This window comes from Sphingomonas pokkalii, from assembly GCF_003096275.1.
Classification (GTDB): domain Bacteria; phylum Pseudomonadota; class Alphaproteobacteria; order Sphingomonadales; family Sphingomonadaceae; genus Sphingomonas; species Sphingomonas pokkalii.
The window spans coordinates 106186-132052 of sequence record NZ_QENQ01000001.1 but is presented as its reverse complement, the minus strand read 5'-3'; the positions used below and the strand labels follow the sequence as shown (position 1 = coordinate 132052).

At 66.6% G+C, this 25867-nt stretch carries 20 protein-coding genes; 13 read left to right on the top strand and 7 right to left on the bottom strand.

Features of this window, described 5'->3' with window-relative positions; all coding sequences use genetic code 11:
• Positions 1-83: 83 nt before the first annotated feature.
• The 3 genes from DD559_RS19710 to DD559_RS00600 all read left to right on the top strand — a co-directional run bounded on the left by DD559_RS19710 (position 84) and on the right by DD559_RS00600 (position 1047).
• Positions 84-260 (top strand): hypothetical protein, encoded by a 177-nt coding sequence (locus tag DD559_RS19710; RefSeq protein WP_165830944.1) that lies wholly within the window; start codon positions 84-86, stop codon positions 258-260.
• A gap of 102 nt (positions 261-362) precedes the next feature.
• The gene (gene sciP / locus DD559_RS00605; RefSeq protein ID WP_019369349.1) at positions 363-662 is read left to right on the top strand and encodes a CtrA inhibitor SciP; all 300 of its coding nucleotides are present in this window, start codon (positions 363-365) and stop codon (positions 660-662) included.
• A 127-nt stretch (positions 663-789) separates the two neighbouring features.
• On the top strand, positions 790-1047 hold the full coding sequence (locus tag DD559_RS00600) for a GlsB/YeaQ/YmgE family stress response membrane protein (RefSeq protein ID WP_116467486.1): 258 nt from the start codon (positions 790-792) through the stop codon (positions 1045-1047).
• 86 nt (positions 1048-1133) lie between these two features.
• Here the strand turns inward: DD559_RS00600 and DD559_RS00595 are convergent, their stop codons facing one another.
• The gene (locus tag DD559_RS00595; protein WP_116467485.1) at positions 1134-1862 is read right to left on the bottom strand and encodes an SIMPL domain-containing protein; all 729 of its coding nucleotides are present in this window, start codon (positions 1860-1862) and stop codon (positions 1134-1136) included.
• A gap of 266 nt (positions 1863-2128) precedes the next feature.
• On the opposite strand from DD559_RS00595, the gene DD559_RS00590 reads away from it, so the two are divergent.
• The 3 genes from DD559_RS00590 (at position 2129) to DD559_RS00580 (ending at position 7882) form a co-directional block, all read left to right on the top strand.
• Positions 2129-3310 carry an efflux RND transporter periplasmic adaptor subunit gene (locus DD559_RS00590; protein ID WP_116467484.1) on the top strand — a complete coding sequence of 394 codons (1182 nt, stop codon included), beginning with the start codon at positions 2129-2131 and terminating at the stop codon, positions 3308-3310.
• Positions 3311-3322: 12 nt separating this feature from the next.
• Positions 3323-6487: an efflux RND transporter permease subunit gene (locus DD559_RS00585; RefSeq protein WP_116467483.1), complete on the top strand. Its 3165-nt coding sequence runs from the start codon at positions 3323-3325 to the stop codon at positions 6485-6487.
• Between the two features lie 189 nt (positions 6488-6676).
• The gene (locus DD559_RS00580) at positions 6677-7882 is read left to right on the top strand and encodes a DUF445 domain-containing protein (RefSeq protein ID WP_240610065.1); all 1206 of its coding nucleotides are present in this window, start codon (positions 6677-6679) and stop codon (positions 7880-7882) included.
• A gap of 7 nt (positions 7883-7889) precedes the next feature.
• Here DD559_RS00580 and DD559_RS00575 read toward each other — a convergent pair whose 3' ends face one another.
• The 5 genes from DD559_RS00575 to DD559_RS00555 form a co-directional block, all read right to left on the bottom strand.
• On the bottom strand, positions 7890-8660 hold the full coding sequence (locus DD559_RS00575; RefSeq protein WP_206364414.1) for an ABC transporter permease: 771 nt from the start codon (positions 8658-8660) through the stop codon (positions 7890-7892).
• Positions 8657-9583: an ABC transporter ATP-binding protein gene (locus tag DD559_RS00570; protein WP_116467482.1), complete on the bottom strand. Its 927-nt coding sequence runs from the start codon at positions 9581-9583 to the stop codon at positions 8657-8659. The genes DD559_RS00575 and DD559_RS00570 overlap by 4 nt, the downstream gene beginning before the upstream one ends.
• A gap of 261 nt (positions 9584-9844) precedes the next feature.
• Complete coding sequence (locus DD559_RS00565; protein ID WP_116467481.1) at positions 9845-10609, bottom strand: DsbA family protein; 765 nt, start codon at positions 10607-10609, stop codon at positions 9845-9847.
• Positions 10609-11988, bottom strand: coding sequence for a M48 family metalloprotease (locus tag DD559_RS00560; RefSeq protein ID WP_206364413.1), 1380 nt, complete (start codon positions 11986-11988; stop codon positions 10609-10611). Before DD559_RS00560 ends, DD559_RS00565 begins: the two co-directional genes overlap by 1 nt.
• 104 nt (positions 11989-12092) lie before the next feature.
• A complete protein-coding gene (locus tag DD559_RS00555; RefSeq protein ID WP_116470615.1) occupies positions 12093-14744 on the bottom strand; it encodes an Rne/Rng family ribonuclease in 2652 nt (883 codons plus the stop codon).
• 493 nt (positions 14745-15237) lie between these two features.
• Here DD559_RS00555 and DD559_RS00550 point away from each other — a divergent pair, with 493 nt between their 5' ends.
• The 7 genes from DD559_RS00550 (at position 15238) to DD559_RS00515 (ending at position 24699) form a co-directional block, all read left to right on the top strand.
• Entirely contained in the window at positions 15238-15981 is a 744-nt protein-coding gene (locus DD559_RS00550) for an N-acetylmuramoyl-L-alanine amidase family protein (protein ID WP_240610064.1), read from the top strand.
• Positions 15982-16047: 66 nt separating this feature from the next.
• A complete protein-coding gene (locus tag DD559_RS00545; protein ID WP_116467479.1) occupies positions 16048-18561 on the top strand; it encodes a penicillin-binding protein 1A in 2514 nt (837 codons plus the stop codon).
• A gap of 81 nt (positions 18562-18642) precedes the next feature.
• On the top strand, positions 18643-19770 hold the full coding sequence (prfB, locus tag DD559_RS00540) for a peptide chain release factor 2 (protein WP_116467478.1): 1128 nt from the start codon (positions 18643-18645) through the stop codon (positions 19768-19770).
• 2 nt (positions 19771-19772) lie between these two features.
• Positions 19773-20540 carry a class I SAM-dependent methyltransferase gene (locus tag DD559_RS00535; RefSeq protein WP_240610352.1) on the top strand — a complete coding sequence of 256 codons (768 nt, stop codon included), beginning with the start codon at positions 19773-19775 and terminating at the stop codon, positions 20538-20540.
• Between the two features lie 289 nt (positions 20541-20829).
• The gene (gene ileS, locus DD559_RS00525; protein WP_116467475.1) at positions 20830-23772 is read left to right on the top strand and encodes an isoleucine--tRNA ligase; all 2943 of its coding nucleotides are present in this window, start codon (positions 20830-20832) and stop codon (positions 23770-23772) included.
• Positions 23772-24293 carry a signal peptidase II gene (gene lspA, locus DD559_RS00520; RefSeq protein WP_116467474.1) on the top strand — a complete coding sequence of 174 codons (522 nt, stop codon included), beginning with the start codon at positions 23772-23774 and terminating at the stop codon, positions 24291-24293. Before ileS ends, lspA begins: the two co-directional genes overlap by 1 nt.
• The gene (locus tag DD559_RS00515; RefSeq protein WP_116467473.1) at positions 24286-24699 is read left to right on the top strand and encodes a DUF3035 domain-containing protein; all 414 of its coding nucleotides are present in this window, start codon (positions 24286-24288) and stop codon (positions 24697-24699) included. Before lspA ends, DD559_RS00515 begins: the two co-directional genes overlap by 8 nt.
• Before the next feature lie 91 nt (positions 24700-24790).
• On the opposite strand, the gene DD559_RS00510 is transcribed toward DD559_RS00515, so the two are convergent.
• Positions 24791-25849: a mannose-1-phosphate guanylyltransferase/mannose-6-phosphate isomerase gene (locus DD559_RS00510; RefSeq protein ID WP_206364412.1), complete on the bottom strand. Its 1059-nt coding sequence runs from the start codon at positions 25847-25849 to the stop codon at positions 24791-24793.
• Between the last annotated feature and the right edge of the window lie 18 nt (positions 25850-25867).

The window sequence follows — 25867 nt, the reverse complement described above, 5'->3', positions numbered from 1 at the left end:
AGCCAATTTTAGATAAAGCGAACTGGAATGCATTGGTGGATTTGAGTTTTGCCCGTTTGGCCAGCGACCCGACAGCCGCCGCGATGCCGATTGGCCTCGCGGTGCTGCTGGTCGGCATCGCCGCGCGGCAGGCCGCAAGCCCAACGGCGCGGATCCAGACACGCCTGTCTATGCCACTGCCGCGCGCTGCACTGCTCGCCCCCGCCCATGGTGCATTCCACCTGGGGGCCGCCGCCGCGTTACGGCGGTGGCAGGAATAGTGAAGTGCGCGTTTACCTTGCCATTTTAGCCGATGTTCAAGACGAGTGCGTAACAGTCGCTGCCGTGTCGCGTAACGGGGCCTCGGCCCAAGAGGTTGGTAGATGATTGAAAACCAGAAGATCCGTCCCGCAAAGGTTATCGGTCCGCTCGGCGAGCCGCTGACGCTGGAGACGCTGCCGCCGCCGGAAACCACGCGCTGGGTGGTTCGCCGCAAGGCCGAAGTCGTCGCCGCGGTGAACGGCGGACTGCTGACGGTCGATGAGGTTTGCGAGCGGTACGGCCTGACGGTGGAGGAATTCGCCGGCTGGCAGCGCGCGATCGATCGATCGGGGATGCCGGGCCTGCGCGTGACGCGGATCCAGCATTATCGTTCGTTGTACGAGCGTCAGCAGAAATTCTGAACGAGGAGGCGCTGCCCCTGCGCATTGGTTCCCCCGGCTCCAGAAAATAAGGCCCCGGAACAAACTAGACGATCGATCGATTTCCTTTTCGTCGCCCGGGGCGCCGGGCAAGTAAAAGGAGGGACGAATGGTAGGCTTTATCGTTTGGCTCGTCATCGGCGGTGTGGTCGGTTGGCTTGCAAGCATCATCATGCGGACCGATGCCCAGCAGGGCATCTTCCTGAACATCGTCGTCGGCATCGTCGGCGCCTTTATCGGCGGACTGTTGTTCGGTGGTAACATCAACAGCGGCGTCATCACGCCGATGACGTTCCTGGTATCGCTGGTTGGTGCCGTCATCCTGCTCGCGATCGTGAACTTGGTTCGCCGCGGCGCCGTCCGCTAATCGGCGACCGCCCGCGATCGACGAACAAAAGGGCCGCCCTGCCGGGGCGGCCCTTTTTCGTGGCTGCGTGGCGGCCGCGCAGCGACCTATTTGAGCAGGAAGCGCACCGAAACGCTGGCGGTGATCTTCTGCTCGCCGGGCACGATCGCGCTGTCTTCCTGCGGCGCGAATGCCTTGGCGCGCATCGCGAGCATCGGCATCGGCGCTGGTGGCACGGAACTGCCGCTCTCCGATATCAGCAGGATGCGCTCCACTTTGAGACCCGCGGCCTGCGCGTAGAGCGTCGCGCGGGCGCGGGCGCGGGCGATCGCATCGCGACGAGCCTCGTCGAGCGCGCCCTCTTCATCCGACAGCGTCAGGTGCGGGCCGGCGATGTTGTTCGCGCCCTGGGCGACCAGAATGTCCAGGATCGGGCCGCTCTTCGCCACATCGCGAAACCGCACCGTCACCTGGTTCGACGCCTGATAGCCGGTGATCACCGGAGGCTTGTTCTCCTGATAGCGATATTGCGGCGAGAGGCTGACCGCGGTGGTCTGCAGGTCGCGTTCGGCGATTCCCGCCTTGCGCAGCGCCGCCAGCACCGCCGCCATGCGGGCGGCATTCTGCTGCATGGCCGCCGCGGCCGTCGGCGCTGCGATGACGACTCCGGCCTGGATCACGGCGAGATCGGGCACGCGCGTGGTCGTCCCTTCGGCGACCACGTCGAGCACGGTGGCATCGGCAGGCAGCGCCTGGGTGACCGGGCCGGCCTGGGCAAATGCCGTGGGCGCGGTAGCCAGCGCCACCAGGGCGGCGAGCGGCAAGGTGCGGATCATGGGTATTTCTCCAGTGGTTGGTCGTTTCCCTGCACCGGCTTGTCGACGGCCGCAGACGAACACAGCCTGAACGGATCTGCCGAAGGCGGGATCCATCGTTACTTGCACGGAAGCGCACATACAGGAGATTTTCTTGGCTGTGACTTGAACGAACGTGTACAAGCAGGCATTCGTCGGGGCGTGGTACATCGGCCTTGTGGCCGGTGATATATTCCGATAATACAGTGCGACCGGAGACGATCGCTCGTCCCGAGCGGGGTAGGCGCATGAATTACGAGGCAGGCATGTTGGGACGGCAGGAGCGGCTCGGTTTCGAGGGGGAACCGGAGCGGCGTGGACGGCGCTGGCTGTGGATCGGCCTGGCCGCCTTCGTTCTGGTCGTGATCGCAGCCGCTTTGATCATGCGCAGCCCAGCCGGCGAGCAGGTGCCGGCCGCGAAGGACGGCAAGGCCCAGACCCAGTTGCAGACGGTGACGGTCGCCGCGCCGGGCCGCCAGGCGATTTCGACGATCGTCACCGGCAACGGCTCGCTGGCCGCCAAGCGCGAGATGCCGGTGGGCGTTGCCGGCGAAGGCGGAATCGTCACGCGGGTGCTGGTGGATGCCGGCAGCTGGGTGGAGAAGGGCCAGGTGCTGGCCGTGGTCGATCGTTCGGTGCAGGTGCAGACTGCCGAGTCGCTGGCAGCGCAGATCCGCGTCGCCGAAGCCGAGGCGAAGTTGGCCCAGGCCAATCTCGAACGCGCCCAGAAGCTGGTGAGCAACGGGTTCATTTCGCGCGCCGATATCGACCAGCGCACCGCCACCCGCGACCAGGCGCTTGCCCGTGTCCGCGTCGCCAAGGCGCAACTCGCCGAAACCCAGGCGCGCAACCACCGGCTCGATATCCGCGCGCCGGAAGCCGGCCTGGTGCTCGCGCGCCAGATCGAACCGGGCCAGATCGTGAGTTCCGCATCGGGCGCGCTGTTCCGCATGGCGATGGGCGGCAAGTTCGAACTGCGTACCCAGCTCGCCGAATCCGATGTCCAGAAGCTCCGCGTCGGCGCCCCTGCCGAAGTAACCCCGGTCGGCACCCAACTGCGCTTCAAGGGGCAGGTCTGGCAGGTTTCGCCGGTGATCGATCCGACGACGCGGCTCGGCATCGCGCGGGTGGAGCTGCCTTATAGCCCGGCGCTGCGTCCCGGCGGTTTCGCCAGCGCGACCATCGTCGCAGGCAATGTGACGGCGGTGATGCTCCCGCAATCTGCGGTGCAGAGCGACCAGCAGGGCAATTACGTCTACATCCTGAACGACAGGAACGAAGCGGTCCGCCGTCCGGTAACCACCGGCGACGTTTCCGATCAGGGCGTTCAGATCAGGACTGGGCTGGACGGCACCGAACGCGTGGTGATGACCGCGGGTGCGTTCCTCAATCCGGGCCAGAAGGTCATACCCCAGCTCGAGAAGAAGTAAGGGATCGGCGCGATGAGCTTTCGCAACATCTCGGCCTGGGCCATCCGCAATCCGGTACCGCCGATCGTCCTGTTCCTGTTCCTCACCATCGCCGGGCTGGTCAGCTTCAGCCGCATGGACGTGAACAACAGCCCGGACATCGACTTTCCGATCGTCTGGATTTCGATCAGCCAGCCCGGCGCCGCGCCGAGCGAGCTGGAGACGCAGATCACCCAGAAAGTCGAATCCGCGGTCCGCAGCCTGCAGGGCATCGACGAGATCAACTCGACCGTCTCGGAAGGCAACAGCCAGACGGTGGTGCAGCTGGCGATCGGCACCCCGATCGATCGCGCGGTGGAAGACGTGCGCAGCGCGATCCAGCAGATCCGCGGCAACCTGCCCGACGGCATCCTGGAGCCGCAGGTCGGCCGCGTCGACAGCGCGAGCGACAACGAAGTGGCCAGCTTCGCCGCCACCGCCACCGACATGACGGTGGAGCAGCTTTCCTGGTATATCGACAACAGCGTCACCAAGGAGTTGCTGTCGATCAACGGCATGGCCGCCGTACAGCGCAATGGTGGCGTCAATCGCGAGATCAGCGTCGTGCTCGATCCCGCCAAGCTCGCCAGCTTCGGCCTGACCGCGAGCCAGGTGAACCAGCAGTTGCGCCAGGTGAACCTGAACGCCGCGGGCGGCCGTGCCGAGATTTCGGGCTTCGAACAGTCGCTGCGCGTCGTCGGCAACGCCAAGGACGCCTATACGCTGGGCCAGACCCAGATTTCGACCGGCGTCGGCCGTACCGTGCGGCTTGCGGATATCGCGCTGGTGAAGGATGGCTATGCCGAGCAGCGCAAGCTGGCGCGCTATGACGGGCATCCGGTGATTTCGTTCGACATCCAGCGCGCCAAGGGCGCATCGGACGTCACCATCTTCGAAGAGGCGCAGCAGAAGCTGCGGGCGCTGGAAAAGAACAATCCAAAGGTTCGTTTCGAGCTGCTCAACAACCAGAGCAAATACGCCCTGGAGCAATATCATACCGCGATGGAGGCGATGATCGAAGGCGCGGTGCTCGCCGTGGTCGTCGTCTTCCTGTTCCTGCGCGACTGGCGGGCGACGGTGATCTCGGCACTGGCCATCCCGCTATCGGCGATTCCCAGCTTCTGGTTCATGGACATGCTGGGCTTCACGCTCAACCAGATGACGCTGCTTGCGCTCAGCCTGGTGGCGGGCGTGCTGGTGGACGATGCGATCGTGGAGATCGAGAACATCGTCCGCCACATGCGGATGGGCAAATCGGCCTATCAGGCTTCGATCGACGCGGCCGACGAGATCGGCGTGGCGGTGCTTGCCACCACCATGTCGATCGTCGCGGTGTTCCTGCCGGTGGGCCTGATGCCCGGCATTTCGGGCCAGTTCTTCAAGAATTTCGGCCTGACGGTCGTTGCTGCGGTGCTGATGTCGCTGGCCGTCGCCCGGATGCTCACGCCGATGATCGCCGCCTATTTCCTGAAGGCGCACGGCCATGTCGAACATGGTGGCGGGCCGGTGATGCGACTATATGTGCGGCTGCTGGAATGGACGCTGCTGCATCGCTGGGTTGCGATTCTCGCCTATGTGCTGTCGCTGGGCGGCACCGTCGCGCTGATGGTGCTGATGCCGCAGACCTTCCAGCCGGCGCAGGACCAGGATAGCGTGACCGCCACGATCGAAATGGTGCCCGGCACCACGCTGGCGCAGACCGACCGCGTCGTGCAGCAGGTCGCCGCGATCCTGCGCGCCGAACCGGGGGTGGAACATACCTATGCCCGTACCTTCGTCGCCAATGGCCGCGTGACCGCCGACCTGGCCGACAAGAAGAGCGGACGCACCGAGAAGAGCACCGAATTCGAAAAGCGTGTGGCACCCAAGCTGCTCGCCATTCCGGATGCGCGGGTGAACTTCCGTTCGCAGTTCGGCTGGGGCTCCTCGGGGCGGGACCTGACGATCACGCTGGGTGGTGAGGATCCGGTGCTGCTCAACCAGACTGCGCTCACGCTGGTGAAGCAGATGGAGGGGCTGAAATCGGTCGTCGCGCCGCGCGTCTCGGGCGATCTGCAGCGGCCGGAAATCGTGATCTCGCCGCGGCTCGACCTCGCCGCCGATCTTGGCGTAACCACCGCCGCGCTGTCCAATGCCATCCGCGTCGCTACGCTGGGGGACATTGAGCAGAACAGTGCGCGCTTCTCGCTTTCCGATCGGCAGATCCCGATCCGGGTTGCGCTCAACCAGGATGCGCGCGCCAAGCTGGAAACGCTCCAGAACATGCGCGTACAGACGGGTAACGGCGGATCGGTGCCGCTGTCGGCGGTGGCGGACATCCGTTTCGCCGCCGGGCCGACCAAGATCGATCGCCTGAACCTGCAGCGGCGGCTTGTCGTCGGCGGCGATCTCGCGATGAACCCGGCGACCGGAAAGCCCTATGTTTCCGGTGACGTGATGAAGGAGATCCACGCGCTGCCGATCATGAAGGCGCTGCCGATGGGCGTGACCGAGATGACGGTGGGCCAGGCCAAGTGGCAGGCGGAGATGATCACCAACTTCCTCATCGCGCTGGCATCGGGCATCTTCCTGGTCTTCGCGGTGATGGTGCTGCTGTATCGCCGCTTCGTTTCGCCGATCGTCAACATGGGCTCGCTGCTCAACGCGCCGCTGGGCGGGTTGGTGATGCTTGCCCTGCTGGGGATGCCGATCAGCCTGCCGGTCTATATCGGTATCCTGATGCTGTTCGGGATCGTCGCGAAGAACTCGATCCTGCTCGTCGATTTCGCGCTGGAAGAGATGGAGAAGGGCGTGCCGAAGGTGGCGGCGATCGTCGATGCCGGCCACAAGCGCGCTCAGCCGATCTTGATGACCACCATCGCGATGGTGGCCGGCATGGTGCCGACCGCCCTCTCGCTGAACGGCGACTCGTCGTTCCGCGCGCCGATGGGCGTGGTGGTGATCGGCGGTCTGATCGTCTCGACGCTGCTCACGTTGGTGATCGTGCCGGCGCTGTTCAGCCTCGCGGTGGGGCTGGAGGGCTGGCTGGGTCCGCGCCTGTCGCGGCGGCTGCTCACCTATCGTCCGGGCGATGACGGCAGCCGCGTGCTCGGGCCTGCGCCCGAGGCGGGGGCGATCGATCACAAGCCGGGCGACGACGGCGTCCAGCCGGCGGAGTGATATCGACGCGGCTTGCTTGCGAGCCGGGCTGGGGGAGGGCATGGTCTGCGGCATGAACGACCGCCGGATGCCCTCCCGTTCCTGCCTGATGTCCCGCCCGGGGAGCATGTGGCGCTGAGCCGCGTTCCGCTCGCCATGGCCCCAGTCTCCTCCTTGTCCGCCGACAGTGCTCCCTCTGGCCTCCGCCGGATGCGGCGGGCTGCCACCGGCCTGCTGCTGTTCATGGCAGCGTTGTTCCTGCTCGCGCGCCATTATGCGGATCTGCACCCCGTTCTCCCGTTCGTGCGTGCCTTTGCCGAAGCGGCGATGGTAGGTGGTCTGGCCGACTGGTTCGCGGTGACGGCGTTGTTTCGCCACCCGCTGCACCTGCCGATCCCGCACACCGCGATCATCCCGCGCAACAAGGATCGCATCGCCGAGACGCTGGGCCAGTTCCTGCGCGCCAATTTCCTGATCCCGCGGGTGGTGGCGCGGCGGATGCAGCGGCTGGACGTGGCGGGGGCGGCCGGGCGCTGGCTCGCGGCGCCGGCGCACGGCACCGGCCGGATCGGCGCGGGCGCCTCCCGGCTGGCGGCCAATATTCTCGAATCGCTCGATCAGGTGCGGCTGGGCGGCATGGCCAAGGGGGCGATCGCGTCCCGGCTCCGTGCGATCGATGTCGCGCCGCTGTTCGGCCAGGCGCTGGCAGCGGCGATCGCCAATGGTCGCCACCTGCCGCTGCTGGATTCGATGATCCGCGGCGGCGCGCGCATCCTGGAGGCCAACGAGCATCTGATCCGTGAGATGGTTCATGCCCGCGCGGGCGCGGTGATGCGCTGGACCGGGCTGGACGAGACGCTGGCCACCAAGATCATCGAGGGGCTGAAGAAGCTGATCGACGAGATGGCCGAAGACCCCGAACATCCCGTGCGTGGCAAGGTGGAGGAAGGGCTGGAGCGCCTCGCCGAGCGGCTGCAGCACGATCCGGAGCTGCGCGCACGGGTGGAGGCGTTCAAGCTGGAGATGCTCGAGAACCAGGGCTTTCAGCGCTGGATCGATGGGCTGTGGGAGCAGAGCCGCGCGGCGATGCTGCGCTTGGCGCGCGATCCCGAGCGTGCCCTGGGCGGCCGGATGGGCGAGGCGCTGCGCCAGTTCGGCGGCACGCTGCAGACCGACGCCCGGCTGGCGCGCACGATCAATCGCTTCGTCCGCCGTACCGCCGTGGGCGCCGCATCCGATTATGGCGACGGCATCGTCCGGCTGGTATCGGATACGATCCGCGGATGGGACGCGCAGACCGTCACCTCCCGCCTCGAGAATGCGGTGGGCCGCGATCTGCAATATATCCGCATCAACGGCACGCTGGTGGGCGGTATGGTCGGCGTGGCAATCCACGCTGTCGACGTGCTGCTATAGGGGCGCGTCAGTTCTTCAGCCGATATCCGGTGCGGAAGATCCACACGATCAGCGCAAGGCACAGCAGCAGAAAGCCGCCGGTGAAGCCCAGGCTCCACCCGATCGCGACATCGCCCTTGCCGAAGAAGCTCCAGCGGAAGCCGCTGACCAGATATACGACCGGGTTGAACAGGCTGACCGTGTGCCAGGGCTGGGGCAACATGTCGATCGAGTAGAAGGCCCCGCCGAGAAAGGTGAGCGGCGTCACCAGCAGCGACGGCACGATGTTCAGCTGTTCGAAGCTGCGCGCCCAGATGCCGATGATGAAGCCGAACATGCTGAAGGTGATCGACGTGAGCACCAGGAAGGCGAGCATCGCTGCCGGATGATCGATCCTGAGCGGCACGAACAGTGCAGAGGTGGCGAGGATGATCAGCCCGATCACCACCGATTTGGTGGCGGCGGCGCCGACGAACCCGACCACCATCTCGATCGCCGAGATCGGAGCGGACAGCAGTTCGAACACGGTGCCGGTGAACTTGGGGAAATAGATGCCGATCGAGGCGTTGGCGATGCTCTGGGTCAAGAGGGACAGCATGATCAGCCCCGGCACCAGAAAGCTGCCATAGTGTACGCCACCGATCGAATCGATCCGGCTGCCGATCGCCCCGCCGAATACGATGAAATAGAGCGAGGTAGTGATGACCGGTGTCGCGATCGATTGCCACAAGGTGCGCATCGTGCGCGCCATTTCGAATGTGTAGATCGCCCGGATGCCGTGAAAATTGATGCCGCTCATCCGCGTGCTCCCACCAGATCGACGAAGATGTCTTCCAGGCTCGACTTCGAGGTATCGAGATCCTTGAAGGCGATGCCCAGATCATGCAGCGTGCGCAGCAGCGACGGGATGCCGGTGCGTTCCGCCTGGGCATCGAAGGTGTAGCGCAGGCGGCGGCCTTCATCCTCCAGGCTCAGCTGCCAGTCGGCGAGTTCGGGCGGCAGCGCGGCCAGCGGCTCGACCAGGCTCAGATCCAGCTCGCGCTTGCCGAGCTTGCGCATCAGCGTGGCCTTTTCCTCGACGAGCAACAGCTTGCCCTTGTCGATCACGCCGACCCGGTCGGCCATCTCCTCGGCCTCTTCGATGTAATGCGTCGTCAGGATGATGGTGGTGCCACGATCGCGCAGCCGGCCGATCAGCTTCCACATGTCGCGGCGCAGCTCGACATCGACGCCAGCAGTGGGTTCGTCGAGGAAGAGGATGTCCGGCTCGTGCGAAAGCGCTTTGGCGATCATCACCCGACGCTTCATCCCGCCCGAAAGCTCCATCACCTTCGCGTCGCGCTTGTCCCAAAGGGAAAGGTCTTTCAGCAACTGGTCGCAATAGGCGGCATCGGGCGCCTTGCCGAACAGCCCGCGCGAGAATCGGGCGGCCGAGCCGACGCGCGAGAACATGTCGACCGCCACCTCCTGCGGCACCAGCCCGATCTTGGCGCGGGCGGTGCGGGGGTGGCGGATCGCATCATCGCCATCGACGAGGATCGTGCCCGTGCTGGGCGTGACGATGCCGCAGATGATCGAGATCAGCGTGGTCTTGCCGGCGCCGTTGGGGCCCAGCAATGCGAAGATCTCGCCACGCTTGATATCGAGATCGACATGATCGAGCGCGGTGTGGCCCGATGCGTAGGTCTTGCTGACCTGGCGCAGCGACAGGATGGGTTGCATGAAAGGATAGCCCCGGCCGGAAGGAGCCCGATAGCTAGGGTGGCGTTCACCCCGGGGCAAGGTGTGGGACCAAGTCCTTCGACGATAGAGTATTTGCATCGAAGCCGTATCCTCCCCCGCCAAGGGGAGGTGGCAGGCGCAGCCTGGCGGAGGGGGAGGACGCACGCCGCTATCGGTCTGGCATCCTCCCCCTCCGACCCGCTTCGCGGACCACCTCCCCCTGGCGGGGGAGGATACGGCTTCAGCTTTGGGGGTGGACCCTTACTTCGCCTTCCGCGCGGCTGCGACCGCGTCGGCCAGCGCCTGATAATCGCGCGCGCCGTAGAGGATCTGCCTGCCCACCACCCAGGCGGGCGTGCCGTTCATCGCCAGCTTTGCGCCGATCTGATGGTTACGATCGATCTCCTTCGCGATCGCTTCGCTCGTGGCCAGTTTCTGCGTCGCGGCCGGATCCAGTCCGGCCTTGGCCAACGCCGCCCCGATCGCGGCATTGCTGGGGCCATCGCTGGCGAACAGGGCATCGTGAAACGCACGGAACTTGCCCTGCTGCGCCGCGGCCAGGGCGAAGCGCGCGGCAGTGACACTCGCCTCGCCCAGCACCGGATACTCGCGATAGATGACCCGGACGTTGGGATCCTTGGCGATCAGCTCGGCCAGCGCCGGCAGGCTGGCGCGGCAATAGCCGCAGGCATAGTCCATGAAAACGGTGACGGTCACGTCGCCCTTGGGGTTTCCCGCCCAGGCGCTGCCGAACGGCGTGGTGAGGGCGGGGAGCGCGGCGGGCACGGCGGCCTGGGCATCGCCCTGCGCCTTCAGCGCTTCGGCATTTTCCTGCTGCTGCAGCCGCTCCATCATCTCGCGCAGGATCGCCGGGTTATCGAGCAGATAGTTGTGGACGATCCGTTCCACCTGCGCCTGGCTGCCGCCGATCCCCGGCAACAGCCGTTGCAGCCCGAGCGCGCCAAGGCCACCCAGCAGCGCGGCGACGAGGAGCACGCCGGCGAAGAATAGTTTCAACCGATTCATTATTGTCCGCCGCGCCCCTTGTTGCGCTTGTCGTCTTTCATCGCCTGTTCGGAGACCATCGCGATATCCTGTGCGCGGATCCATTCGGGCGATCCTTGCGGCAGGCCGGCCATCGCCCGGCGTGCGCTGAGCATCGCCGTGCCGGCATCGCCGATCAGATTGGCGCGTTCTGCGGTGGCGAGCGCGGTGCGCGGCTCGTCGCCCATCCGATCATAGACGGTGCCGAGGTTGATCCAGGCGAAGGGATTGTCGCGATCGCGGGTCAGCGAATCGCGCAGCACCTGCTCGGCTTCCTTCAGGTTCGCCTTGTCCTCGGTCGCAACCAGTGCGTGGCCGAACGTGCTGGCGATCAGCGGCGCGTTGTTCGAAAGCTGTGTCGCCTTGCGCAGTGGATCGAGCGCAGCCTTGGGATGGCCCGATTCGAGCAGGATCTGGCCCTGCAACTCGAGGAAATACGGGTCGTTCGGCGCCATTTTGACCAGTGCCGCGGTTTCTTCGGCGGCCTGTTCGGGATAGCCGGACTGATGATAGGCGTAGGCACGGGCATAATGCGCCGGCGCCGAGGTGTCGGTCTTGGGATAGATGCGCAGCGTCTTCTTCGGATCGTTGGTATAGCCGCGCAGCTTGGCCTGGACGCGCTTGAAGCGGCGTTCGAGGTCCGCATCCAGCGGCTTGTTCCAGCTGGGCGAATTCTGAAGATCGGTCGTCAGCGTCTGGACGCGATCCTGCGACATTGGGTGGGTCTGCGCGAACGGATCCACCTCCGGGCTGGTGCTGTAATAGCCATAGCGGTGCATTTCCTGCGTCAGCTTCTGGAAGAAGCCGAGCATCCCCTTGCCGCTGATGCCGGCGGTGTTGAGGAAGCGCACGCCCGCCGCATCGGCGGAGGATTCCTGCACGCGGCTATAGGCGAGATACTTGCCGATTGCGGCGCGCTGGCCGGCCATCAGGATGCCGGTGCCGGCTTCGGCCGAACCCGCGGCCATCGCCGCCGCGCCCAGCAACAGGCTGAGGATCGAGATGTTGCCATAGCCGCCGTCGCGCTGGAAAACCGCGTGCCCGCCGACGATGTGGCCGATTTCGTGGGCGACGACGCCCTGAACCTGATTGGCGGTATCGGCTGCATCGATCAGGCCCGAATTGATATAGACGATCTGCCCGCCAGCGACGAAGGCGTTGATCGACGGATCGGCGATCAGCACCACCTTGCCATTGGCCGGATTCAGCCCGGCGGCGGCGAACAGCGGCTTGGCCATGTCCGCCAGCAGCGCCTCGGTCTCGGCGTCGCGTAACACCGATTGCGCCATCGCCGGGCGTGTCGCGAACAGTGCGAGACACAGCATCGCGAGCAGCGTGGCCAATCGGTGGATGCGCGCCATGATCCCTACTCCCGGAGAACTCGTTCGCGGCGTCGCCCTGGCGAGGCGGCCCTGAACCGATCATGAAGCCCCGGCGCGGCATGTGGCCGCGCCGGGAAACGTCATCAGGCGCCGAAGGTCCGCTGCCACCAGCCGCGGCGCGGCTGACCTTCCTCGCCAGACGCGTCGGACGTGGCTTCCGCTGCGGCCGGCTCCTCGGCTGCCGGAATCGCGTCCTGCGCCGCCGGTGCGTCGACGGCTGGCGCCTCGGGTGCGGTTTCGGCCGCGACGTCTGCCTTCTTGCGACGGGTGCGCTTCGGCTTGGCCGGCGCTTCTTCTGCCGGCGCTTCGGCGGCGACAGGCGCGGCTTCCGCTTCGACATCGGCCTTCTTGCGGCGGGTGCGCTTCGGCTTGGCCGGTGCTTCCTCCGCAGGGGCCTCGGCAACAACCGGCGCTTCGGCGGCCGGTGCGGCTTCGGTTTCCGCCTTCTTGCGGCTGCGGCGCTTCTTCGGCGCCGGTGCCGCTTCGGTCTCCGCCTCTACCGCTGCCGGGGCAGGGGCTGCTTCGGCTACGGGCTCGGGCGCGGCGACGGGCGCTTCGGCCTCATCGGCCTCGCCAGCGTCGTCGGCGGCCTGCTCGGCACCCTCTTCACCGGCACCGCGACGGCCGCCGCGACGGCCGCGACGACGGCGCTTGCGGTTGCGCTCGCCTTCCTCGCGCTGGGCAGCGGTTTCCTCGGTCTCGGCAGCCGCCTCGACTTCGGCCGGGTCGGCCTCGTCGGCCTCGACATCGCCCTCGGCGCCTTCGGTCTCGACCTGCTCGTCCTGACCGGCTTCGCCTTCCTCGCGACCACGACGGCCGCGACCGCGACGGCGGCGACGGCGCTTACCGCGGCCTTCGCCCTCACGCTCGCCGCGCTCCGGGCGTTCGCCACGCTCGCGCGGTTCGGCGGCTTCGGCGTCCGCTTCCGCTTCGAGCTCCTCTTCCTCTTCCTCGATCTCCTCGACGAAGTCCTCTTCCGGCTCCTCGAGCAGCGGCTCGATCTTCGGTGCATAGGCCGGCGGCGGGCCCGAGGCCTCGACCGTCATGCGCGCGCCTTCCAGTTCGCCGTCCGCCGCGACTTCGATCATCACGCCGTAGCGATCTTCGATCTCGGCCAGCTCACCGCGCTTCTTGTTGAGCACGTAGAAGGCGGCTTCCTGGCTGGCGCGCAGCAGGATTTCCGAGCCGCGGCCGCGGGCTGCCTCGTCCTCGATCATGCGCAGTGCCGACAGGCCCGCCGACGATGCGGTGCGGACGAGGCCGGTGCCTTCGCAATGCGGGCAGGTGCGGGTGGAGGCTTCGAGCACGCCGGTGCGCAGGCGCTGGCGGCTCATTTCCATCAGGCCGAACGGCGAGATGCGGCCGACCTGGATGCGGGCGCGATCGTTCTTCAGCGCCTCCTTCATCGCCTTCTCGACCTTACGGACGTTGGACGAATGATCCATGTCGATGAAGTCGATCACGACCAGGCCCGCCATGTCGCGCAGGCGGAGCTGGCGGGCGATTTCCTGGGCGGCCTCGAGGTTGGTCGCGGTCGCGGTCTGCTCGATATTGTGCTCGCGCGTCGACCGCCCCGAGTTGATGTCGATCGACACCAGCGCCTCGGTCGGGTTGATCACCAGATAGCCGCCCGACTTGAGCTGCACCACCGGATGGTACATCGCCGACAGCTGCTCCTCGACGCCGGCGCGCTGGAACAGCGGCACCGCATCGGCATATTGCCGCACCTTGCGGGCATGGCTCGGCATCAGGAGCTTCATGAAGTCCTTGGCCTGGCGATAGCCTTCCTCGCCCTCGACGATCACCTCGTCGATGTCGCGGTTATAGATGTCGCGGATCGCCCGCTTCATCAGGTCGCTGTCGCCATAGACCAGCGCGGGCGCGGAAGAAGACAGCGTCTTCTCGCGGATCTCGTCCCAAAGGCGGGCGAGATAATCGAAATCGCGCTTGATCTCGGTCTTGGTCCGCTGGAGGCCGGCGGTGCGGACGATGCAGCCCATCGAGGCAGGCAGCTTGAGGTCCGCCATGATGCCCTTGAGGCGCTTGCGATCGGCGGCCGAGTTGATCTTGCGCGAGATGCCGCCGCCATGCGCGGTGTTCGGCATCAGCACGCAGTAGCGGCCGGCAAGGCTGAGATAGGTGGTCAGCGCCGCACCCTTGTTGCCGCGCTCTTCCTTGACGACCTGGACCAGCAGCACCTGGCGGCGGCGGATCACGTCCTGGATCTTGTAGCGGCGGCGCAGATTCATGCGGCGCTGGCGCAGCGCTTCGGCTTCGTCGCCATTGCCGCCACGGCCGCGGCGGCGGCGACCGCCCTGGGCTGCGTCCTCGCCGTCGGATGCTTCCTCGTCGTCATGGCTACGCTCGACGACTTCGACGCCGTCTTCATGGTCGTCATGATCGTGGTGATCGTCGTCGTCATCCCCGTCGGCCTCTCGCAGCGCGGCTTCCTGCGCGGCATGCTCGGCCTCTTCGCGCAGCAGTGCTTCGCGGTCTTCTTTGGGAATCTGGTAATAGTCGGGATGAATTTCCGAGAAGGCGAGGAAGCCGTGGCGGTTGCCGCCGTAATCGACGAACGCCGCCTGCAGCGACGGCTCGACACGGGTTACCTTCGCGAGATAGATATTGCCCTTGAGCTGCTTGCGCTCAGCGGACTCGAAGTCAAATTCCTCGATTCGATTCCCTTTGACGACGGCCACGCGGGTTTCTTCCCGGTGGCGTGCGTCGATCAGCATACGCATGGTCATTGATGATTCTCCGGGCGCGCCGGCACAGTTCCTCGAAGGAATGGGGCGCGAGCGCGCGATATAAGAAGCGCCCGCGACCGGCGGTGCCGATCGCGGTGGCGCGGGTTTCAAAAACTGCTGTTGCTGCACGGGCACGAGCGGACCAGCGGTCCCCTTGCTCCACCATCGCCACGCTGCCGGCCGCGAGGGCCTGGCGATGCGGACGGTGGGGAAATTGCCTCATGCGAGCGTCAACCTGAACTGTCGCGACATTTAGGGCCGCGGCCTGATCCGGCGCAATGCCGGAAGCGTTACTTGCCTAGCACCGCTATGTCGTTGCGGCAACTGGCGCCGGAAGAAGGGGACTTGTATCTTTCCGCCCCGCGAGGGCGCCCCTGTCGACGACCGGCGGCAGGCTACCGCCCAAAGCTTGGCATCGGGTTAACCATGGCGCCGCGATATCGCTGGACCGGCAGGCGCCGCGCGCGGCATAGGCGGCGGGGTGCTGCTCGCAATGGCCCTGATCGCCGGTTCCCCGATGGTGGCGCCCGGCCCCGACCTACCATTGGTGGTGCTCGATCCCGGGCATGGCGGGCGCGATCCCGGCGCGATCGGTGTCGGCGGCGTGCCGGAGAAGACGCTGACGCTGGCCGCCGCGCGCGCGATTCGAGACGCCCTGCTTGCGTCGCGCCGGGTACGTGTGGCGATGACGCGTGAGGATGATCGGTTCGTCTCGCTCGAGCAGCGCACCGAGCGTGCTCGCCGGATGGGCGCGGCGCTGTTCCTTTCGCTGCACTGCGACGGCGCAACCGATGCGAAGGCGTCCGGCGGCACGATCTATACCTTGTCCGAAGTCGCATCCGACAAGGAAGCCGCACGGCTGGCGGCCCGGGAGAACCGCGCCGATCTGCTGCCGGGCGTCGATCTGCGGGCGGCCGGGGCTGATGTCGCATCGCTGCTGATCGATCTGGCGCAGCGGCGGACGATGGAGGTTTCCGCCCGCTATGCCGATCTGCTGGAGCGCGAGGCGGGCGTGGCGATGCGGCTGCACCCGCGCCCGCGGCGGATGGCGGCGCTGGCGGTGCTGAAAGCGCCGGACGTGCCCTCGGTGCTGTTCGAACTGGGCTATGTCTCGAACCCGCAGGATCTGCGCTTCCTCGGTTCGGCGGCGGGGCGTGCACAATTGGCGGCGAGCGTGCGTCGCGCCACCGAGATCTTTCTCGCCACGCGCGGCCCGCGCCGCTGAACCTGCGGCAGGCCGCCGACACCGCTCCCTTTTCTCGCGCGGAAAAGGTGCTACACCCCCCGCCGCATGGCCGACGGCGACACTTCCCCCACCCATCTGCGTATCGAGCGGGAGCCCGGCCGCTGGCGCGGGCGCTGGCAGCGGCTGCGGCGACGCTGGTGGTTCCGCGTGCTGGCGACGCTGGCGCTGCTGGCCGGGCTGGGGGCGTTCCTGCTGTGGCTGCTCGTCGCGCGCCACCTTCCATCGGTGGAGACGCTGCGTCGCTATGAACCGCAGCTGCCCAGCTATGTGCGCGCCGCCGATGGGGCGCCGATCCATGCCTATGCCCAGATGCGGCGGGTACAGCTGAGCTATAATGAGTTCCCGCCGCTGCTGGTACGCGCCTTCATGGCGGCGGAAGATCGCACCTTTTTCTCGCACCATGGGCTCGATTTCCCCGGCTTGGTGCGCGCTGCCGGTGAGGGCCTGATCCGCGGCAAGACGCCGCGCGGCACCTCCACCATCACCCAGCAGGTCGCCAAGAACCTCGCCGTCGGCAACGAGGCGAGCTATATGCGCAAGCTGAAGGAAGCAATCCTTGCCTGGCGGATCGAGGATACGCTCAGCAAGCAGCAGATCATGGAATTGTACCTCAATTCCATTGAGCTGGGGCGCAATTCGGGCGGCGTGGCGGCGGCGAGCGAGGCCTATTTCGGCAAACCGCTCGACAAGCTGGCGCTATCGCAGCTCGCCTATCTGGCGATCCTGCCCAAGGGGCCGGCCAATTACGATCCCGATCGCAATACGCAGCGGGCGCTCGCCCGCCGCAACTGGGTGCTGGGTGAGATGCTGCGCAACGGCTTCATCGATCAGGCACAGCATGATTCGGCCGTAGCGGCACCGCTCGGCACCGTGCCGCGCCAGACGCCGCGCTTCGAGCGGGTGGGCGGCTATTTCGTCGAGGAAGTCCGCCGCCAGCTCGCGCGGGAGTTCGGCGAGAATCGCGAGGACGGCCCCTATAGCGTGTATGATGGCGGCCTGTGGGTACGCAGCTCGCTGGACCCGCAGTTGCAGGCCTATGCCCAGCGGGCGTTGCGGGACGGGCTGTTGCGCTTCGATCGCGGGCGGGGCTGGTCCGGCCCGATCGGCACCGTCGCGTTCGAAGGCGATGGCTGGTATTCGGCCTTTGCTTCCAAGAATATCGGCGTCGATTACGACAATTGGCGCGCCGCAGTCGTGATCGCGCGTGATTCCCGCGCGGCCCAGCTTGGCTTCGACGATGGCGAGACTGGTGTGCTGCCCGCCGCTGCAGCCGCCATGCCGATCCGCGGCAAGGGCGGCCATGCCTTCGATGCGATCAAGGTGGGCGACATCGTGGCGGTCGCGCCCGAAGGTGGCGGCTGGAGCCTGCGCAGCGTGCCGAAGATTTCCGGCGGCATGGTCGTCGAAGACCCGTCCACCGGCCGCATCCTGGCGATGCAGGGCGGGTTCGATTCCAGGCTGCAGGCGTTCAATCGCGCCACCCAGGCAACCCGCCAGCCGGGATCGACGATCAAGCCGATCGTCTATGCCGCCGCGCTCGAGAACGGGATGACGCCCGCCTCGATCGTCGTCGACGGCCCATTCTGCGTGTGGCAGGGGGCGGGGCTGGGCCAGAAGTGCTTCCGCAACTTCGGCAATGCCCGCGGCGCCGGCCCGCACACGCTGCGCTGGGGCATCGAGCAATCGCGCAACCTGATGACGGTGCAGATCGCCAACACCACCGGCATGGACAAGGTCGTCGACCTCATCCAGCGCATCGGCATTTCGAAGACGCGGTTCAATCCCTATCTCTCCTATGCGCTGGGTGCCGGCGAGACGACCGTGCTGCGGATGGTGAACGCCTATTCGATCCTGGTGAACCATGGCCGGGCGCTCAATCCCACCCTGATCGATTTCGTGCAGGATCGCCGCGGGCGGGTGATCTTCCCCGCCAACTGGCGTGCGTGCCAGGGGTGCAACGCGCCCGATTGGAACGGCAAGCCGATGCCGCGACCGGTTTCGCGGGCGCGACAGGTGCTCGATCCGATGGTCGCCTATCAGATGGTCCATATCACCGAGGGCGTGATCCAGCGCGGCACCGCAACCGTATTGCGCGATCTCGGCCGGCCGATCATGGGCAAGACCGGTACCACCAACGGGCCGACCGATGTGTGGTTCGTCGGCGGCACCCCGCAGATGATCGGCGGCCTGTATCTCGGCTATGACAGCCCGTCGAACCTGGGCGGTTATGCCCAGGGCGGATCGATCGCCGCGCCGATCTTCAAGGAATTCGCCGTGCCGGCGTTCAAGGGCATGGACGTGCTGCCCTTCACCGCGCCGCCGGGCATCCGCATGGTGCGGATCGACCGCGGCAGCGGGCGTCCGGTGCAGGGCGGCTGGCCGACCGAGGATCCGCTGTCGCCGATCATCTGGGAAGCATTCCGTCCGGAAAGCGATCCGCGCCGCACCCGGCGCACGGCGAATGCGGAGGTTGCGCCCGCCGCTGCCCCGACCACGCAGCGCAAGGCCGATCGCCAGGGCGACAGCGACTTCTTGCAACGCCAGGGCGGAATCTACTAGCGGGGCCGGCGCACCCTATATTGGCTTGAATCGCCGCATCGTCCGTGATGCGGCCGGCGATTACTTCGGAAGGTTTGGAACATGCGCGCTGAAGCGCAGGCATATGTCGACAAGATCAACGCGGCGCTCGCGCTGCTGCGCCGCTCGCTCGACTGGGACCGCGCGCTGCGCCGCCTCGACGAGCTCAACGCGCGCGTCGAGGATCCGACGCTGTGGAACGACGCCAAGAAGGCGCAGGACGTGATGCGCGAGCGTCGCCGCCTCGACGAATCGATCACCGCGACGCGCGCGATCGAGAGTGAGCTGAGCGACACGGTCGAGCTGATCGAGATGGCCGAGGCCGAGGGCGACGAGGAAATGGCCGCCGACGGCACCGCCAGCCTGCGCCAGCTTGCCGAGCGCGCCGATGGCGACAAGGTCAAGGCGCTGCTCTCGGGCGAGGCCGATCCCAACGATACCTATATCGAGATCAACGCCGGCGCCGGCGGCACCGAATCGAACGACTGGGCCGAAATGCTCCAGCGCATGTACACGCGCTGGGCCGAGCGCCACGGCTACAAGGTCGAGCTGATCGACTATCACGCCGGCGAACAGGCGGGCATCAAGTCGGCGACGCTGTTGTTCAAGGGCGAGAACGCCTATGGCTATGCCAAGACCGAGAGCGGCGTTCACCGCCTGGTCCGCATCAGCCCGTTCGATTCGAACGCGCGCCGCCAGACCAGCTTCGCCAGCGTCTGGGTCTATCCGGTGATCGACGACAATATCGACATCGAGATCAACGAGAGCGAGCTGCGCATCGACACCTATCGCGCCTCGGGTGCGGGCGGACAGCACATCAACACCACCGACTCGGCAGTGCGCATCACCCACTTGCCGACCGGCATCGTCGTGCAGTGCCAGAACCAGCGTTCGCAGCACAAGAACCGGGCCGAGGCCTATAACCAGCTCCGTGCGCGCCTGTACGAGCGCGAGTTGGCCGAGCGCGAAGCGGCGGCCAATGCGGTCAACGCCACCAAGACCGATATCGGCTGGGGCCACCAGATCCGCTCCTACGTGCTCCAGCCCTACCAGCTGGTGAAGGACCTGCGCACCGGTGTTACCTCCACCGCGCCGAGCGACGTGCTCGACGGCGATCTCGACAGCTTCATGGCCGCCGCGCTAGCACAGCGGGTGACGGGCGAAGCCGTCGTGGTGGAGGATGTCGATTGAGCTTGCCCGTGCGGCCCCTGCTGCTCGGCGTGACGCTGCTGCTGGCGGCGTGCGACGGCGGTTCGCCGGGTCTGCGCAACGAAAGCGGCGATTCGTCGAACACCGGCTTCCCGGCCGCGGACCGGCCGGTGGCGACGATCGTCTCGTCGCGCTGGTCGAACGAGGAGGCGCGCGACCGGCTGAACGAAGCGGGCAAGGTGATGGATCTGGCCGGCATCAAGCCGGGCATGACCGTGGCCGATATCGGCGCGGGCGAGGGCTATTACACGATCCGCCTCGGCCAGCGCGTCGGCGCCAAGGGGCGGGTGGTCGCCGAGGACATCGTCCCCGATTATATCAGCCAGCTCGCGACGCGCGTGGTGCGCGAGAAGCTCGACAATGTCAGCGTGCGGCTTGGGCTGCCGGCCGATCCCCGGCTGCCGGAGAACAGCTTCGATCGCGTGCTGATGGTGCACATGTATCACGAGATCGAATCGCCGTACGAGTTCCTGTGGCGGCTCCGCCCGTCGCTGGCGCCGGGCGGGCAGGTGATCGTGGTCGATGCCGATCGGGCGACCGAGAATCACGGCACCCCGCCCGCGTTGCTCAAATGCGAGTTCGCCGCGGTGGGCTATGCGCAGGTCTCGATGCTGCCGATGGCGTCGGCGGGCGGGTACATGGCGGTGTTCGAGGCGCGCGGCGCGCGACCCGAGCCCGAGACGATCCGCGCCTGCAAGTCGGGCGCGCACGCCAAGGCGGTGACGCCGAAGCCCAACGGCGCGCACGAGTAGATAGCCGTTTCCTCCCCCGCCAGGGCAGAGCTATCGCCCAAGGAAAAACCAAGCCGTCATCCCCGCGAAGGCGGGGATCCATTGGCGCTGGTGCCGCGGTTCTTGCTCCCAGCGCACAGGCGAATGGATTCCCGCCTGCGCGGGAATGACAGAGTATTGTCAGGGGAGCCGCGGCCTCAAAATTCCTTTGCGATTGCTTGGCTCTGGGCAGGGGAGGAAACACGCGGCCAACCCTCCGAACGGAGAAGGGATGACTTCCCCTCCCACACCGGCTAATCCCGCGCGACCCATGACTGAAGCAACCGACACCCAGCGCGACTGGCGCGACACCGTCTTCCTGCCGAAGACCGATTTCCCGATGAAGGCCGGCCTTGCTGCCAAGGAGCCCGCCATCCTCGAGCGCTGGGCGCGCATTAACCTGTACCAGAAGCTGCGCGAGGCCCGCGCCGGCCGCGAGCGCTTCCTGCTGCACGACGGCCCGCCCTACGCCAATGGCGACATCCATATGGGCCATGCGCTCAACAAGATCCTGAAGGACATCGTCGTCCGCTCGCAGAGCCTGATGGGCAAGGACGCGCCCTATGTCCCCGGCTGGGACTGCCACGGCCTGCCGATCGAGTGGAAGGTCGAGGAAGCGTACCGCGCCAAGAAGCTCAACAAGGACGAAGTCGACCCCGTCGCCTTCCGCGCGGAATGCCGTGCCTATGCCGAAAAGTGGGTGGCGGTGCAGCGCGGCCAGTTCGAGCGGCTCGGCATCCTGGGCGATTGGGACGATCCCTATCTCACCATGAAGTTCGACGCCGAGGCGCGGATCGCGGCCGAGCTGCTCAAGTTCGCCGAGACCGGCCAGCTCTATCGCGGCGCCAAGCCGGTGATGTGGTCGCCGGTCGAAAAGACCGCGCTGGCCGAGGCCGAGGTCGAATATGAGGACATCACGTCCACGCAGATCGACGTGGCGTTCGAGATCACCGAGGCGCCGAACGCGCCCGAACTGGTTGGCGCGCATGCGGTGATCTGGACGACCACGCCTTGGACGATTCCGGTGAACCAGGCGTTGGCGTATGGCCCGGACGTCGAATATTCGCTTTTCGAGCTGAAGGCGGGCGCTCTTGAGGAGCCTGCGCTCGCCGGACTTGCGGGCAAGAAATTCCTGGTGGCGACCGCACTGGTGCCGACCTTCCTGAAGCGGATCGGCTCCGCTTGGGACAATAGCGACGCCGTCGATGTCTATTATAAGGGCGGCTGGGCTCTCGAAGGCGCCGTTGCGCGCCACCCGATGCACGCGCTCGGCGGGTTCTTCGCCAAGCCGCGGCCGTTCCTGCCCGGCGACTTCGTCACCACCGATGCGGGTACGGGCCTTGTCCATATGGCGCCGGATCATGGCGAGGACGACTTCCTGCTGTGCAAGGCGCACGGCATCGACCCCGTCTTCGCGGTCGACGGCGCGGGCATGTACCGCGCCGACTGGCTGTGGCTCGGCGGCCAGGGTTCGGTGATCAACAAGAAGTTCGTCAGCGCCGAAGGCCCGATCTGCTCGGACCTGCGCGCCGCCGGCGCGCTGCTCGCCGCCTCGGACGACTTCCAGCACAGCTATCCGCACAGCTGGCGGAGCAAGGCGAAGATCATCTTCCGCGCGACGCCGCAGTGGTTCATTCCGATGGACAAGCCAACTCCCTCTCCCCTTGTGGGAGAGGGAAGGGGCCCGCTCGCGCAAGCGAGTGGGAAGGGTGAGGGGGACGTATCCGCCACACCCAGCACTCCCCCTCACCCTTCCGCGCCTTCGGCGCTCCCTCCCTCTCCCACAAGGGGAGAGGGAAATATGCCCACCCTCCGCGCCATCGCGCTCGATTCCATCGAACGCACCCGCTGGGTGCCCGAGCGCTCGATCAACCGCATCCGCGCGATGGTGGAGGGCCGTCCGGACTGGGTGATCAGCCGCCAGCGCGCCTGGGGCGTGCCGATCGCGCTCTACGTCAACCGCGCCACCGGCGACTATCTGCGCGACCCTGCGGTCAACGCACGCATCCTCGACGCCTTCCGCGCCGGCGGGGCCGATGCCTGGTTCCAGGCCGACCACCAGGCGCTGCTCGGCCCCGACTACCGGGCCGAGGACTATGAGGTCGTCACCGACATCCTCGACGTGTGGTTCGACAGCGGCTCGACCCACAGCTTCGTGATCGAGGCGCGCTATGGCGAGGGCGTGCGCGCCAACCTCTATCTCGAAGGTTCAGACCAGCATCGCGGCTGGTTCCAGTCGTCGCTGCTCGAATCGGCAGGGACCCGCGGCCGGGCGCCCTATGACGCGGTGCTCACGCACGGCTTCGCGCTCGACGGCCAGGGCAAGAAGATGTCCAAGTCGCTCGGCAACGTCGTCGATCCGCTGAAGATCATCGGCGAGAGCGGCGCGGACATCCTGCGCCTCTGGGTCGCGCAGACCGACTATTTCGACGACGTCCGCATCGGCAAGGAAGTCCTCGCCGGCACCGGCGACGCGTATCGCAAGATCCGCAACACCTTCCGCTATCTGCTCGGCGCGCTCGACGGGTTCGGCGAGGCCGAGAAGGTGGCGGTGGCCGACATGCCCGAGCTGGAGCGCTATGTGCTCCACAAGCTGGCGGCGCTTGACGCGGAGCTGCGGTCGGCGGCGGAGGCGTTCGAGTTCAATCGCTATGCGCGCGCGCTCGGCGATTTCATGAACGAGGACCTCTCGGCCTTCTTCTTCGATATCCGCAAGGACTGCCTCTATTGCGATGCGGAGCGCGATCCCAAGCGCCGCGCCTATCGCACCGTGCTGGACCTGCTGTTCCACGCGCTGGTCCGCTACGCCGCGCCGATCCTCGCCTTCACCGCCGAGGAAGTGTGGCAGGCCCGCTTCCCGAGCGAGGACGGATCGGTCCACGAGCTCGAATGGCCGGTGCTGCCGGAAGGCGCCGCGGTCGAGCATGACTGGACCGCGATCCGCGCGCTGCGCCAGACGGTCACCGAGGCGATCGAGCCCTATCGCCGCGAGAAGAAGGTCCGCTCCAGCCTCGAGGCGGAGGTGACCGTGCCGAGCCTGCCGATGCCGGCGGAGGAACTCGCCGAGCTGTTCATCGTCGCCAAGGTCGAACATGGGGGCGAGGTCACGGTCACGCCCACCCAGCGCCACAAATGCGGCCGGTGTTGGCGCCATCTTCCCGAAGTGACGCAGGATGGCGCATTGTGCGACCGTTGCGCAGAGGTGGTGTCGTGATGAAGTCGGTGCGGATGGTTGGCTTTGCCACGGCGCTGGGCGTTTTCGTGATCGACCAGCTGACCAAGTATATCGTCACCGGTCCGCTCGGGCTGGTGGTGCAGAATGATTCGTTGACGATCACCTCGTTCTTCGACCTGCGCTTCGTGAAGAATATCGGCGTGTCGCTGGGCCTGCTCTCGGCCAACAGCCCGACGACGCGCTGGCTGCTGGTGCTGATGACCGCGGCGATCGCCATCGGCGTGCTGGTATGGATGCTGCGCGAGAAGAAGGCGGGCGACGTGTTCGCGCTCGGCCTGGTCCTGGGCGGTGCCTGCGGCAACATCCTCGATCGCAGCCGCCTCGGCTATGTCGTCGATTTCGCCGACCTGCATTTCGGCGAGTGGCGCCCCTTTTTGGTCTTCAACGTGGCCGATGCCGCGATTACCATCGGCGTGGTGATCCTGCTGCTTCGTGCCCTGCTCGTTCGCGACAAGAACCCCAAGTCGCCTGCCCCTGTGGAGAAGAAATTTAATGCGTAAGTTGATCCTCGTCGCGACCGGCGTCGCCCTGGTGGCCTCGCTCTCGGCGTGCGGCAAGAAGGGGTATGACCGGGCACGTCCGGACGAGTTCGCGGTGGCCCGCCAGGCGCCGCTGGTGATCCCGCCCGACTTCTCGCTGCGCCCGCCGCAGCCGGGTGCCGCCCGCCCGCAGGATACCGCCCCGTCCGACCAGGCGCTGGAAGCGCTGTTCGGCGGATCGGCGGCGCGCAGCCAGAGCGAGACCGCCACGTTGGATCAGGCCGGTGCCGCCAGCGCCGATGCCGGTGTGCGCAGCAACGCCGGCAGCCCGCAGACCAATGTGGTCGACAAGGGCACCACCACGCAGGACATCCTGAAATCGCCCCAGGGCGATAACCGCGATGCGAGTGTGAAGACGCCGCAATAAGCGACGTTCGAACCATGCCGCCGCCGGGTCGCAGCGTTGCGGCCGGCGGCGCATGCATTCCGGGGCGATGCACGGCACCGCCGCCGGCGGTTCATCCCTGCATCGCGTCGATCAGCTTCTTGACCTCCTGGCTGCGGCCGCGGGGCAACACCAGCACATCGGCGCCCGATGCGACGACGATCAGATCCTGTACGCCGACCAGGGCGACGCGCTTGCCCGGCTCGCTCTGCACCAGGCAGTTGCGGGCTTCGATGGCGACGACGTCGCCGCGCACGACATTGCCGCCCTCGTCCGGATTGCTGATCGCGTGCAGCGCATCCCAACTGCCGACATCGCTCCAGCCCATCGAAACCGGCACCACGGCGACGCGGGGCGCCTTTTCCATCACCGCGTAATCGATCGAATCGGCGGGGCAGGCGGCGAAGCTTTCGGCATCGGGGAAAATGCGGGTACCTTCGCGCCGTGCCCGATCCATCGATTGCTGGGCGGCGACCAGCATCTCCGGGGCGAAGACGCTGAGGGTGCCCAGATACATGTCGGCCCGGAACAGGAAGATGCCGCCGTTCCAGGCGTGATCGCCCGACGCCAGCATCGCCTCCGCCCGATCGCGCGGCGGTTTCTCGACAAAGCGGTCGACGCGAAAGACGCCGGGGGCAAGCTGTTCCTCGCCGATCTTGATCCAGCCATAGCCGATCTCCGGCGAATCAGGGGTGATGCCGAAGGTGACCAGCCAGCCTTCGTTGACCAGCGGCAGCGCCGCTTCGATCGCGGCATGGAACGCCGTGACATCGCTGATCACATGATCGGAGGGCATCACGAGTATCGGTTCGCTTCCGCCGCCGGCCGCCATCGCCGCCAGCGCGATCGCCGGGGCGGTATTGCGCCCGATCGGCTCGAGGATCAGCGCCTTCACGCCTTGATCGACCAGCGCCAGCTGCTCCTCCACCAGATCGGCGTGGAACGCGTTGGCGACAATGATCGGCGGGGTGAAGCGATCCCCGGAAGCGCGCCGTGCCGTAAGTTGCAGCATGGTTTCTTCCGCCGTCAGCGAAAGCAACTGTTTCGGTCGCTCCGGCCGGGACATTGGCCAGAGGCGCGTTCCCGAGCCGCCCGAAAGAATGACGGGCGTGATCGGTTTCGATTCCGACATTCGATGAAGCTCCCTGTG

What these genes read in the sequence shown, in the direction of transcription:
- prfB (WP_116467478.1), top strand. Translation starts at nt 18,643, where the DNA reads ATGCGCGCTGAAGCGCAGGCATATGTCGACAAGATCAACGCGGCGCTC.
- DD559_RS00510 (WP_206364412.1), bottom strand. Translation starts at nt 25,849, where the DNA reads ATGTCGGAATCGAAACCGATCACGCCCGTCATTCTTTCGGGCGGCTCG.
- DD559_RS00560 (WP_206364413.1), bottom strand. Translation starts at nt 11,988, where the DNA reads ATGGCGCGCATCCACCGATTGGCCACGCTGCTCGCGATGCTGTGTCTC.
- DD559_RS00580 (WP_240610065.1), top strand. Translation starts at nt 6,677, where the DNA reads ATGCGGCGGGCTGCCACCGGCCTGCTGCTGTTCATGGCAGCGTTGTTC.
- DD559_RS00565 (WP_116467481.1), bottom strand. Translation starts at nt 10,609, where the DNA reads ATGAATCGGTTGAAACTATTCTTCGCCGGCGTGCTCCTCGTCGCCGCG.
- DD559_RS00515 (WP_116467473.1), top strand. Translation starts at nt 24,286, where the DNA reads ATGCGTAAGTTGATCCTCGTCGCGACCGGCGTCGCCCTGGTGGCCTCG.
- DD559_RS00595 (WP_116467485.1), bottom strand. Translation starts at nt 1,862, where the DNA reads ATGATCCGCACCTTGCCGCTCGCCGCCCTGGTGGCGCTGGCTACCGCG.
- DD559_RS00600 (WP_116467486.1), top strand. Translation starts at nt 790, where the DNA reads ATGGTAGGCTTTATCGTTTGGCTCGTCATCGGCGGTGTGGTCGGTTGG.
- DD559_RS00575 (WP_206364414.1), bottom strand. Translation starts at nt 8,660, where the DNA reads ATGAGCGGCATCAATTTTCACGGCATCCGGGCGATCTACACATTCGAA.
- DD559_RS00590 (WP_116467484.1), top strand. Translation starts at nt 2,129, where the DNA reads ATGAATTACGAGGCAGGCATGTTGGGACGGCAGGAGCGGCTCGGTTTC.
- DD559_RS19710 (WP_165830944.1), top strand. Translation starts at nt 84, where the DNA reads ATGCCGATTGGCCTCGCGGTGCTGCTGGTCGGCATCGCCGCGCGGCAG.
- ileS (WP_116467475.1), top strand. Translation starts at nt 20,830, where the DNA reads ATGACTGAAGCAACCGACACCCAGCGCGACTGGCGCGACACCGTCTTC.
- DD559_RS00570 (WP_116467482.1), bottom strand. Translation starts at nt 9,583, where the DNA reads ATGCAACCCATCCTGTCGCTGCGCCAGGTCAGCAAGACCTACGCATCG.
- DD559_RS00545 (WP_116467479.1), top strand. Translation starts at nt 16,048, where the DNA reads ATGGCCGACGGCGACACTTCCCCCACCCATCTGCGTATCGAGCGGGAG.
- DD559_RS00585 (WP_116467483.1), top strand. Translation starts at nt 3,323, where the DNA reads ATGAGCTTTCGCAACATCTCGGCCTGGGCCATCCGCAATCCGGTACCG.
- sciP (WP_019369349.1), top strand. Translation starts at nt 363, where the DNA reads ATGATTGAAAACCAGAAGATCCGTCCCGCAAAGGTTATCGGTCCGCTC.
- DD559_RS00555 (WP_116470615.1), bottom strand. Translation starts at nt 14,744, where the DNA reads ATGCTGATCGACGCACGCCACCGGGAAGAAACCCGCGTGGCCGTCGTC.
- lspA (WP_116467474.1), top strand. Translation starts at nt 23,772, where the DNA reads ATGAAGTCGGTGCGGATGGTTGGCTTTGCCACGGCGCTGGGCGTTTTC.